Here is an 11,408-nt window from a genome sequence, read left to right as displayed (position 1 = left end):
AGCAAAGCTTGAACAGTCTCTGTCCCGTCTGCGCATGAAGCAGTTGCAACTGCTCATCGCCCTGGACGACCACCAATCCCTGCACAAGGCCTCCAGTGCCCTGGCCATGACGCAGTCGGCGGCCAGCAAGTCGCTGGCCGAGCTGGAATCGATGCTGGATGCGCAATTGTTCGAGCGCACCAAGTCCGGCCTGATCCCCAACCAGTTCGGCCATTGCGTGATCCGTTATGCGCGCTTGATGGCCACCGACCTGGGATCGCTGTGCGAGGAGATGGCGCAGCTGCGCTCCGGGCGCGGCGGGCGGCTGGCCATCGGGGCGGTCATGGGTGCGCTGCCGGAACTGGTGGTGCCGGCCGTGGAAGCCTTGCAGCGGCGTCATCCCGAACTGTCCATCGACATCGTCGAAGACACCAGCGTGCAATTGCTGGGCTTGCTGGACGAAGGCCATCTGGACTTGCTGGTGGCGCGCGCCAGCGTGTCAGACCATCCTGGCAAGTACCACTACCAACCCTTGTCGGAAGAGCCGCTCTCGGTGGTGGTCTCGGGCGAGCATCCGCGCCCGCGCGCCAAGCACATGGGGCTGACCGCGCTGGCCGGCTATCGCTGGGTCACCTATCCCAGCCACATGCCGCTGCACGCCGTGCTGGATGGAAGATGCCGGGGTCGAGCCTGCGGCCGCCGGCTTTGCCTCACTGGCCGCCCTGCAACGCGCCTGCCAGGACTTGATCGGCCTGCCGCCCGAGATCGCCCGGCGCGCCATTTCCCTGCTCAGCAGCAGCCCGCTACCGCCGTCACTGCAGCCTGAACAGCAATCGCGCCGACCGCGCTACCGCCCCTATTTCTGAGATTTCTGCCGCGCAGCCCGCCCAGGGGCGGCAAGTTTGCTACCATCTGCGCTTTCCCTCAATTCTGTGTGGCCCGGCACGGGTCGATTTCTCATGAGCAAGTTCTGGAGCCCCATCGTCAGCCGCCTGACGCCCTACACCCCCGGCGAACAACCCAAGCTCGCGCGCCTGGTCAAGCTCAATACCAACGAGAGCCCGTATGGCCCTTCGCCCCTGGCGCTGCAGGCCATCGCCGCCGAGGTCAACGACAGCCTGCGCCTGTATCCCAACCCGGATGCCGAACCACTGAAGCTGGCCATCGCCCGCCGTCATGCCGCCGACGGCATCAGCGCGCGCGAAGTGTTCGTGGGCAATGGCTCCGACGAAGTGTTGGCGCACGCCTTCCACGCCCTGCTGCAACATGGCAAGCCGATCCTGTTCCCGGACATTACCTACAGCTTCTATCCGACCTATGCCGGCCTGTATCAGGTCGAGTACCGCCCCGTGCCGCTGAGCGCGGATTTCACGCTGCGCCCCGAGGATTACCTGGGCCATGGCGAGGCCATCGGCGGCATCATCTTCCCCAATCCGAATGCGCCCACCGGCTGCCTGCTGGGACTGGAAGACGTCGAGCGCATCGTGCAGGGCAATGCGCAGCGGGTAGTGGTGGTCGATGAGGCCTATATTGATTTCGGTGGCCAGAGCGCCATCCCGCTGGTGCAGCGCTACCCCAACCTGCTGGTGGTGCAGACCTTCTCCAAGTCGCGCGCATTGGCCGGGATGCGGGTCGGTTTCGCCATCGGCCATGCCGACCTGATCGATGCGCTGGAGCGCGTCAAGAACAGCTTCAACTCCTACCCGCTGGACCGCCCCGCCATTGCCGGCGCCACAGCTGCCATCGAGGATGAAGATTACTTCCAGCAGACCTGCGGCATGGTCATCGCCAGCCGCACCGCGCTGGTGGCGCAACTGGAGGGGCTGGGCTTCGAGGTGCTGCCGTCGGCGGCCAACTTCGTCTTTGCACGCCATCCCCGGCATGACGCAGCCGAGCTGGCTGCAGCGCTGCGCGGCGACGGCATCATCGTGCGTCACTTCAAGAGCGAGCGCATCCAGCAATTCCTGCGCATCACCATCGGCACCGATGCGGATTGCGCCACGCTGGTCGACGCCCTGCGCCGACATCTGGGGCAGCAACCCGCCTGAGCGACCGTTGCGGGCCGATGTGCAGAAAACGTCAAGCGGCGTACAGACCCAGTCTGCGCTGTTTCAAGCGTCCTGCTTCATCCCAGTGGCCGCTGCCGCCACGCCACCAGCGAGCCTGCCAGCAGCATCAGTGCAGAAAACACCAGGCCGCGTTGCAGGCCCCCGGCGCCATCGGCGATCCATCCCACGATGGACGGCCCGATGATCTGCCCCACCGCAAAGATGATGGTGAAGGCGCTGATGCCTGCTGGCCAATCCGCCGGGGGCAGGTTATGGCGCACCATGGCCGTGGTGGAGGCCACCGCCGACAGGAAGCAGCCACCGAACAGCAAGCCCGACGCCAACACCGCCAGCGGTTCGGCGGTCAGGGCCGGCAACAGGGTGGCCAGGCACAGCAGGCCGTTGAGGATGGCCAGCGATTGCCCGCCGCGGAAGCGATCCAGCATCGGCGCCCAGATACGCGAGGAGGCAAAGGTGGCCGCACCCAGCAACGCAAAGAACAGCGTGATGCGCGAGGCGGACATGCCTTCTTCCTTGAGCAGGGCGATGACGAAGGTCATGTAGCCGATATAACCCAAGCCAAAGAAAAGATAGCCGACCAACCCGAAGCCCAGGCTGCGTGGGCGCCAATGGCGCGCGCCCTTGGCCTGCGCCGGCGCAGTGGGCATCAGCCGCGCCGGCAAGGCCATGCCCACGCTCGCCACCAGGGCCAGGCTGCCCAGCAGCACCCAGGCCCATTGCCACGGATGGGGCGCGCCCTGGGCCACGGCCGCCTGCATCACCGGTGGCACCAGCAAGGAAGCGGCCACGATGCCGATCCCGGTGCCACCGTAGTACAGCCCCAGCAGCAATCCTGCGCGCTGTGCGTGCAGCGCGGCCAGGCGACTGACCAGCAGTCCGCCCGAGACGAAGATCAAGGCACTGGTCACACCCGTTACTATCCGCAGCAGCAACTGCCACAGCGTGTCGGTGGTCAGCGCCGGCAGGAAGGACAGCAGCGCGGTACCGAAGGCGCCCGCGATCAAGACACGATGGGCCTGGAAGCGTCGCATCAGCAGCGGTGTGCTCAAGGCGCCCAGCAGGTAGCCCAGGGCATTGCCGGTATTCATGCCGCCGGCCACCAGGTAGGGCCAGCCGAGGTCGGCGCGCATGGGCGCCAGCAGCAGGGCATAGGAAAAGCGCGCCAGGCCCAGCGCCACCGCCGTGCCCAGCGATAGCGCCAGGGCCGTCAGGATGGGATGGCGCCGGATGAAAGGCGAGGGCACATGCGCAGCAGTGCTGGTCATGGGGGATGTCTCCGAGCGGTCTTGGTGTCGTTGTGGCGCCCAGTGTAGCCCAAGCTGCCCGCAGCCAGCAGGGCTGGCGTGAAGGCTTCAGTTGGCCAGGGGGCGCCAGTTCTGCTGCTTGACTACCTGCACGCAGGCGTCCACCACCATGGGATCGAGCCGGCTGCCGCTCTGGCGCTGGATTTCTTCCAGGGCCACCGTCATGCCCAGCGACTTGCGATAAGGACGGTCGGCCGACATCGATTCGACGATGTCAGCCACCGTCAGGATGCGCGCTTCCAAGGGCAGCGCCTCGGCGCCGATGCCCCGCGGATAGCCGCTGCCGTCCAGATACTCGTGATGGCACCAGACGATCTCGGCCAGGTTGAAGGGGAAACTGATCTTGTTGAGGATCTCGTAGCCGAACTGCACATGGGTCTTGAGCACGCCATATTCGTCGGCGGTGATGCGGCCCGGCTTGGTGAGCAGATCCAGAGGAATGCGCGCCTTGCCGATGTCATGCACCTGGGCCGCCATGTGCAGCACATCGATGCGCCCGCGGGGCAAGTTCAGGTGGCGGCCTATCATCACGGCCAGCTCGGCGGTCTGGTCTTCGTGGTTGGGCGTATAGCCGTCAGTGAGCCGATGCATGGCGATCAATGCATCGATGATTTCCTGATAGATCTTGTTCTGTTCCGAAACTGGCATTTCTGTCCCTGCGAGATTGCAGCCGCTGGCAGCGTGCATGATCGCTCAGAGCTGGGGCGCAAAGGTGCCGCCGGCAGCAGAGCTGGCGCCCACCGTGAACCTTTGCAATCCATCGACCTCTGAATGGCCACCCGAGGGGCAGCCCATGCCGCTGGTCCGACCGCGCATGGCGATGCGCGTTCCCGGTTGTCGGATAATGGCGGTTTGCAATACTGAAATTCATTTCAGGAAAGAAATGATTATGCGCAGTTTACATTCATGACTTATCGATGACAACCAAGCCGTCCATTTCCCGTTTCCCTTCTCCGCCGCGCCTGATCTGGCGCAAGTTTGCCATCCCCTGGTTTTTCCTGCTGCTGGGAGTGGTCTTCGCCACCTGGGCCGCTCGCATTCCTGCTATCCGCGACCACCTGCAACTCGATGCCGCCACCCTGGCTCTGGTGCTGTTGTGCGGCGGCATCGGCGCGGTCGGCTCGTTTCCGCTGGCGGCCTGGATCACCGGCCATTATGGTGCGCGCCACAGTAGCCTGTATGCCGGCCTGGCGCTGCTGGTGTCGCTGCCGCTGCTGGGGCTGGCGCCCAAGCTGTGGACCCTGATGCTGGTCTGCACCGTCTATGGCGCCGCCTCCAGTTGCTTCGACGTGGCCATCAATGCACTGGGCGCGCAGGCCGAGCGCGATGCCGGACGGCCCATCATGTCCATGCTGCACGGCTGGTTCTGCGTGGGCACCTTCTCCGGCGCCCTCACCGCCAGCGCCGTGGCCGGCATGGGCATCGCACCGATCTGGCATTTCCTGCTGGTGGCCGCGCTGTTTCTCTATCCGCTCTATGCCGGCTATGGCGCCTTGCCCGATGACCGTCCTGCACACGATCCCGAGCGCAAACTGTTTGCCCTGCCCCATGGACACCTGGTGGTGCTGGGCGTGATCGCCTTTTGCGGCGCCATCGTCGAAGGATCGGTAGCCGACTGGAGCGGCATCTACATGAAGGACCACATCGGCGCCAGCGACGGCACTACCCCGCTGGCCTACGCCGCTTTTGCCGGCATGATGCTCATCATGCGCATGGTCGGCGATGGCTTGAAGGCGCGCTACGACGCCCGTCGCGTGGTGTGGATCGGCACGCTCGTGGCCAGCGCCGGCATGGCCCTGGCGGTGGCCGCGCCGGGCATGGTGTGGGCCATCCTCGGCTTTGCCATTGCTGGTACCGGGGTGGCGGCGGTATTTCCCTTCGTCTTCAGCGCGGCGGGCCGGCATGGCTCCAGCGCCTTGGCCGCGGTGGCCACGCTGGGCTATAGCGGCAGCCTGATCGGCCCACCGCTGTTCGGCTTCCTGGCCCATGGCTGGGGTTTGCAGGCGGCGCTGGCACTGTTGGGCGTGCTGTGCCTGGCCATGTCCGGCTCCAGCCGCCGCGCGCAATGGCTCCAGTAGTTCTGCGGCATGGCCTGCAAGAGTGGCCGTAGCGCCCTACAATGACGCCTCTTTTCGACTTACCGATGCAAGGAAAACACACCATGCGCAACCTGGTCCTGCTGCCGGGCTTCATGCTCAATGAACACCTGTGGGACGACATGCGGGACGATCTGGCCACCCTGGGCGCGCTGCACTTTGGCGATCTCGGCCAGGACGTCGGCATCCAGGCCATGGCCGACGCCGTGCTGCGCCAGGCACCGGAGCGCTTCGTCCTGTTCGGATTTTCGATGGGTGGTTTCGTGGCCCAGGCCATGGCGCTCAAGGCACCCGAGCGCGTGCTCGGCCTGGGCTTGCTCAATACCTCTTCGCGCCCGCAGACCGAGCGCGAATCCCAAGGCACGCTGGCCCAGATCGAACTGGCCCAGCGCACGCCCTTCAAGGGCTTGACCTCGCGCGCGCTGGCCTCTTCGCTACACCCGGCGCGCAGTCAGGAGCGTGCGCTGCTGGACCGGCTGCAAGCCATGGCGCTGGCCAATGGCAAGGAGGTGTTCCTGCGCCAGTTGCAGACCTTGCGCGACAGCAATGCCGAAGACCTGCAACAGTTGCGCTGCCCGGTGCTCATCGTCAGCAGTGACCAGGACAAGTTGCGCAGCGTGGAAGAGTCGCAAGAGATGGCGCGCCAGATACCGCAGGCGCGCCTGGAAGTGATCGGCGACTGCGGTCACATGACGCCGATGGAGAAGCCGGAAGCATTGTTCAGTATCGTCTCGGACTGGATCATCCGCTCGGGCCTGTGAGGCCGTCCGCTGGGCGTGTCCAGTCCGCGTAAATCATTTAGCTGAATTAACTTTCATCCAGCTCCTTAGGCGGCGCCCCTGCGGCGCGTCCGCCCGCTCCCTTGTTGATTTCGTCGAGTCCGCCGGTACCGCGCAGGTCGGTATCGACCTGGCCCTTGCGGATGTCGTCATAGGCCTGGCGTATCTCCGGGCGCTCGACCTGGTGGCCGCTGCGCGCGGGATCCTGGCGATCTACGTTCTGGTCCTGCTCATGCGGCAGACGGGGCTTGTCGTGTTTGGGATGACGATCTTTTCTGGTTCTCAGGAAGCTGGTCATGGTGAGGGTCCTCGCATTGGATGGTTGACTCTTCTTTTGCCGCAGGGCGATGCCGTGTGAAAGTGGCCACAGCACTACTGGCCGCCTTGCGAATGCACAAAGCGAACAGGTACGACCGAGCCGGGCATCAGAAGTGCCGTCCGTTACAAAGTGCGTGAAAAAATAAGGTTTTGTCCGACAGAGGATTCGTACAGGCGGGGTCCAGGGGCTCTCATCAAGCGAGAGGATGCGTCGCTTGGACTGGCCAGGACTGGGCGCGTTCCCGGCCACTTGGCGCGCTTGCAGTGAAAAGAAAAGGGCGGACCCCTATCGTGGCCCGCCCTTTTACTTAGTTTTACTGATGCTATTGATGAGCTGGTGACTGCGTCGAGGGGGCAAGCTCATCAATGAGCCCGCCGCGCCTCTCACAGCGCCAGCCGGGCACGTGCTGCGCGATATTCGGCTTCCAGCCGGTCCACCATCTCGGCCACGCTGGGCACGTCTTGCATCAGGCCCACGCCCTGGCCGGCGCCCCAGATATCGCGCCAGGCCTTGGCCTTGCTGCCGCCGCCGGAGCCGAAGTTCATCTTGCTCTTGTCGGCCTCGGGCAGGTTGTCCGGATCGAGTCCGGCATTGACGATGGACTTCTTCAAGTAGTTGCCATGCACGCCGGTGAAGAGGTTGGTGTAGACCACATCGGCGGCAGTCGACTCCACGATGGCCTGGCGGTAGGCCTCATCCACGTTGGATTCCCGGGTCGCCAGCCAGCGCGAGCCCATGTAGGCGAAGTCCGCGCCCATGGCCTGCGCCGCCAGCACGGCATCGCCCGTGGCGATGGCCCCGGACAGCACCAGCGGCCCCTTGAACATCTTGCGCACCTCGCCCACCAGCGCGAAGGGCGAGAGCGTTCCCGCATGACCACCCGCCCCGGCGGCCACCAGGATCAGTCCATCGACCCCGGCTTCCAGCGCTTTTTCGGCGTGGCGCAGCGAGATCACATCGTGTAGCACGATGCCGCCATAGCTGTGCATCGCGTCCAGCATTTCTTTGGGCGGTGCGCGCAGGCTGGAGATGATGATGGGCACCTGGTGCTTCACGCAGGTGGCCACGTCCTGGGCCAGGCGGTCGTTGGACTGGTGCACGATCTGGTTGACCGCGATCGGCCCGACCTTGCGTTGCGGATGCGCTTGTTGCCACTCGGCCAGTTCTTCCTGCAACTGGCTCAGCCAGGTATCGAGCAGCTCGGCCGGCCGTGCATTGAGCGCCGGAAACGAGCCGACCAGCCCGGCCTTGCACTGGGCCGCCACCAGCGCCGGACCGCTGGCGATGAACATGGGCGAGCAAATGATGGGCAGGCGCAAATCTTGCAGTGCCTGGGGATAAGCAGGTGCTGATGGCATGGTCGTCTCTCGTGGTTGTCGTTCTATCAAGGCGCAGGGCCGCTTTTGTCGGACGATTATAGGGTAAAAGGCGACAAAAATATAACGGTCGTGCTTTTTGTTGCGCGAACGGGAAATATTCAGGAAATTATTTATATGATTTACTGTCTAGCCTGGACAGGCGCCTGGTTTTCACCAGCCGGGCGCAACCACAGGCCACGCAAGCGCTACCGGGGGCGCTTTGCGGACCGGCTCAGTCGGCACGGGCCAGCCCGGCTTTCGTTGTCGTCCTCATTGTCGTTTTTTGTCATAGGGGGGAATCATGCAAAATTTTGATCTCATCAATGTTCTCATCATCATCCTGGCCGCCGTCGCACTGATCGGGGGCGCGGTGCTGCACAAGCGTGCATTGAGGAAGAACCTGATCGAAACCAGCAAGCTGCCGGTGCGGGGCTTGCGGCGTTATCGCCAGCAGTAGTCCTGCTGCCGCCACGCGCTGTTCGAGGCCGCCCGAGGCCACCTTGGTGGCGGCCGCTTCTGTTCTGTCGTCTTCAATACGTCCATTGCAGGTTGAAGCCCCCCGTCACCGAGGCGCTCGCCCATCCTGCCGGACGGGCCAATGGCGTGGCCACGAAGAGCTCGTAGCCGAGCTTGTCCAGGCTGCCGCGCCACCCCAGCACCACCCCGCTCAAGCGGCGGCCAGTCAGGTTCTGCGTCAGCGCACCTGCTACCGCCCCGGTATCGAAACCGGCATAGATCTCCTGTCCGCTCGCGCCCAAGGCCAGCGCCACTTCATTGCGCAGGAGCCAGCCGCGTTCGGCCTGTAGCGTCAGCTCGCCATCGAAACCGCGCACCGTATAGCGTCCGCCAATGGCGAACTGGTCCTGGGTCGGCACGCCACCCCGGTTCCATTGGGCGCGTGCGGCCCCGCTGTAACGCAGCCTGGCGTCGCCCCATTGCCAGGGCACATTCCATGCAGCATCGGCCAGCCACAGAGCGTAACGGCTGACGATCTGCGGCAGGTCCAGTGCATCCTGGGCCTCCTGGCCTTGACGATCCAGGGCGCGCCGATAGCCCAGGTTCCCTTCCAGCACCGCCGATCCGATGAAATGCCGGTGATGCACACTCAACTCCCAGGCCGACATGCGCCGTTGTTGTGGTCCCAGAACAATCCCATCGATGAAGTTCAAGGAGCGGCGCAGCAAGAGCTTGCCCGCCAGGCTGGTCTTGCTGCTGCCATCGCGCTGCACCAGCCGCGACAATTTCAGTTCGCCGCTCTCGCTTTCTCCGCTGTAGCGCACCGGCTCAAAAGCGCCGGCCACGGTTTGGTGATACCGGCTGGCCGAACTGGTGGCCGACAGCAGCCAGTCACCGAAGGGCAACGAGTAATGCACGGTATGGCTGCGGTTGCCACGATCACCATAGCGACCAAGACTGCGGTTGAGGCTGACGTAGAAGAGATCGTTGAGCGTCCACCAATTGTCATAGGTCAATGTCACGCCAGCCTGGTAACGACCGCTCGCACGTGTCCCACCATCATCGAGCGAACTCGAGAACCGAAACGGCAATGCCTGCTGATACTGCACCACCAGATCGCTATCGCCATCTTGCGCATCAGCTTCTTGCGAAGGGGTGATCTGGATATCGGCCTGGACCGTGGGCAGGCGCTTGAGGTTTTCCAGACCTTGCTCGATGGCGCGCAAGTTGAGGATGTCGCCCTCCGACAGCGGCAGGGCATTCAAGAGCGTGCCCCGCGGATCGGCATCCTCGGCCATGCGCAGCTTGCGCACCCGACCCGGCGCCAGCGTGAGCACCAGCGTGCCACTGGAGAGGTCCTGCGGCTGCACCAGCACCCGGGTGGTCGTGAAGCCACGTTCGATGATGGCGCTCTGTACGCGAGCGATCACCATCTGTATGCCACGGCCGCCCAGGCAACGGCCCAGTGCGCCACCTTCGTTGGCCGGCTGCCGGACTTCGCTGAGAGCAAACTGAAAGTCTTGCGCAGCTTTGCCTTGCAGGACGAGCGCATCGATCCGACTGCAAGGCTGCTCCTCTTCCGGGAAGGAAAGCGGCGTTGCCTCCGTCGATGGAAAAACCGGATTCACCACATAGGGTGTCAGTTCCAATTGCTGGCGCAAGATACGTTCCCGTTCACGCTGTAATTGTTCCTGATGGATGCCGATGGATTGCGCCGAGGTTGCCGCATAAGGCAAGCAGCTTGCCAGGCCAAGCAAGAGGGGAGAGAGCCAATGTCGTGGTTTCATAAGTTTTATGTCATCCGGCAAAAGTAGCTGTGCCGTGGGCGATGAAATAGTTAGAAAAATGAGGCCATCGCAATGTCTCGTTTTATCTCTTCCCTGAAAATCAGAGAATTCTGATTTTTAAATTTCCCTCCAAAAAATAGACTGCCCCTCGAATCGAATCGGCATCCGCCGGTTTAACATCATCGACGGGGGCGTCCTATGAATCGGCAGTGCTATCGCTTGGTCTTCAATCGTCATAGGTCAATGCTGGTGGCCGTGGCAGAAAGGGCGTCCGTCATCAGTGGCAAGGCCGTGAGCGGCACGCGCAGTGCCGCTCGGAGGATGGTGTCAGGTGCGGGGCGATGTTCGGCATTGAGGTTGAGTATTGCCCTCGCACTGGCCTGGCACAGCGTGGTCCATGCGCAGATCCTGATCGACCGCAACGCCCCGCCGACGCAACAGGCTAGCGTCCTCAGCAGTGGCAATGGCGTGCCGGTGGTCAACATCCAGCAACCCAATGCCCGCGGTCTGTCGGTGAACCGCTATCGCCGCTTCGACGTCGATGCGCGGGGCGTGATCCTTAACAATGCCGGCAGCGCCAGCAAGACCGGACTGGCCGGATATATCGCCGGCAATCCGCGGCTGGCCGGCGGTGGCGCCCGGGTCATCGTCAACCAGATCAACGCGACCGATCCCAGCTATCTGCGCGGCTTCATCGAGGTGGCGGGCCATCAGGCCCAGGTCATCATCGCCAATCCGGCCGGCATCACCTGTGCCGGCTGCGGCTTCATCAATGCACCGCGCGTGACCTTGACGACCGGTACACCCATCATCCACCAAGGCAGCCTGGAGAGTTATCGCGTCGGCGGCGGCGTGCTCTCCATCGAAGGTGACGGGATGCAGGCCGGCAGCGCCGACTACGCCGACCTGATTGCGCGTGCGGTGCGCATCAATGCCGGTCTGTGGGCCAACCGAGTCAAGGTCAGCACCGGTTTGAATGCGGTCAGTGCCGATCATGAACAGGTGGTACCTGGCGTAGCGCCGCTGGATGCGACACCGTTACGCGCCATCGACGTCGCGCATCTGGGCGGCATGTATGCCGGCCACATCTACCTCATGGCCACCGAACAGGGGGTGGGGGCGCACAACGGCGGCAAGCTGGTCGCTGACACCGAATTGATCGTCACGGCTGCCGGTCGCCTGGAGAACACCGGCACCCTGGCTGCACGCGGCCACACCCGTCTGGAGGTTCGCGGCGCGCTCAGCAACAGCGGCACCATCA

The 11,408-nt window shown here is 63.9% G+C and carries 11 protein-coding genes and 1 pseudogene; 7 read left to right on the top strand and 5 right to left on the bottom strand.

Annotated elements, in window-relative coordinates; all coding sequences use genetic code 11:
• Positions 1-805 (top strand): LysR family transcriptional regulator (locus I5W_RS27250; RefSeq protein WP_374702160.1); only part of this gene is annotated, 805 nt, incomplete at its 5' end.
• A gap of 133 nt (positions 806-938) precedes the next feature.
• Positions 939-2,027, top strand: a complete 1,089-nt coding sequence (gene hisC / locus I5W_RS27245; RefSeq protein ID WP_044531616.1) for a histidinol-phosphate transaminase — start codon at positions 939-941, stop codon at positions 2,025-2,027.
• A 77-nt stretch (positions 2,028-2,104) separates the two neighbouring features.
• Here hisC and I5W_RS27240 read toward each other — a convergent pair whose 3' ends face one another.
• Positions 2,105-3,313 carry a YbfB/YjiJ family MFS transporter gene (locus I5W_RS27240; RefSeq protein ID WP_044531615.1) on the bottom strand — a complete coding sequence of 403 codons (1,209 nt, stop codon included), beginning with the start codon at positions 3,311-3,313 and terminating at the stop codon, positions 2,105-2,107.
• Between the two features lie 87 nt (positions 3,314-3,400).
• Positions 3,401-4,000, bottom strand: a complete 600-nt coding sequence (locus I5W_RS27235) for an HD-GYP domain-containing protein (protein ID WP_017452832.1) — start codon at positions 3,998-4,000, stop codon at positions 3,401-3,403.
• A gap of 269 nt (positions 4,001-4,269) precedes the next feature.
• Here I5W_RS27235 and I5W_RS27230 point away from each other — a divergent pair, with 269 nt between their 5' ends.
• Positions 4,270-5,430, top strand: a complete 1,161-nt coding sequence (locus I5W_RS27230) for an MFS transporter (RefSeq protein ID WP_044531614.1) — start codon at positions 4,270-4,272, stop codon at positions 5,428-5,430.
• Positions 5,431-5,513: 83 nt separating this feature from the next.
• Positions 5,514-6,209, top strand: a complete 696-nt coding sequence (locus tag I5W_RS27225) for an alpha/beta fold hydrolase (protein WP_044531613.1) — start codon at positions 5,514-5,516, stop codon at positions 6,207-6,209.
• Positions 6,210-6,255: 46 nt separating this feature from the next.
• On the opposite strand, the gene I5W_RS27220 is transcribed toward I5W_RS27225, so the two are convergent.
• Together I5W_RS27220 and I5W_RS27215 are read right to left on the bottom strand one after the other, a co-directional pair.
• Complete coding sequence (locus I5W_RS27220; RefSeq protein WP_044531612.1) at positions 6,256-6,525, bottom strand: hypothetical protein; 270 nt, start codon at positions 6,523-6,525, stop codon at positions 6,256-6,258.
• A 404-nt stretch (positions 6,526-6,929) separates the two neighbouring features.
• A complete protein-coding gene (locus tag I5W_RS27215; protein ID WP_044531611.1) occupies positions 6,930-7,904 on the bottom strand; it encodes an NAD(P)H-dependent flavin oxidoreductase in 975 nt (324 codons plus the stop codon).
• Between the two features lie 301 nt (positions 7,905-8,205).
• Here I5W_RS27215 and I5W_RS32685 point away from each other — a divergent pair, with 301 nt between their 5' ends.
• Positions 8,206-8,361, top strand: coding sequence for a hypothetical protein (locus tag I5W_RS32685; protein WP_017452837.1), 156 nt, complete (start codon positions 8,206-8,208; stop codon positions 8,359-8,361).
• Between the two features lie 73 nt (positions 8,362-8,434).
• Here I5W_RS32685 and I5W_RS27210 read toward each other — a convergent pair whose 3' ends face one another.
• Positions 8,435-10,096 carry a ShlB/FhaC/HecB family hemolysin secretion/activation protein gene (locus I5W_RS27210; protein WP_083893642.1) on the bottom strand — a complete coding sequence of 554 codons (1,662 nt, stop codon included), beginning with the start codon at positions 10,094-10,096 and terminating at the stop codon, positions 8,435-8,437.
• 249 nt (positions 10,097-10,345) lie between these two features.
• Between I5W_RS27210 and I5W_RS34345 the strand changes: the two are divergent.
• Positions 10,346-10,468: pseudogene (locus I5W_RS34345) on the top strand (ESPR-type extended signal peptide-containing protein); the annotation flags it as partial.
• 36 nt (positions 10,469-10,504) lie between these two features.
• A partial coding sequence (locus tag I5W_RS27205) for a filamentous hemagglutinin N-terminal domain-containing protein (RefSeq protein ID WP_044531610.1) occupies positions 10,505-11,408 on the top strand: 904 nt, incomplete at its 3' end.

Source organism: Herbaspirillum sp. B65 (assembly GCF_000333555.1).
Classification (GTDB): domain Bacteria; phylum Pseudomonadota; class Gammaproteobacteria; order Burkholderiales; family Burkholderiaceae_D; genus Herbaspirillum; species Herbaspirillum rubrisubalbicans.
Note: the sequence above shows the minus strand (reverse complement) of the source record. Positions and strands in the feature narration are given on the sequence as shown.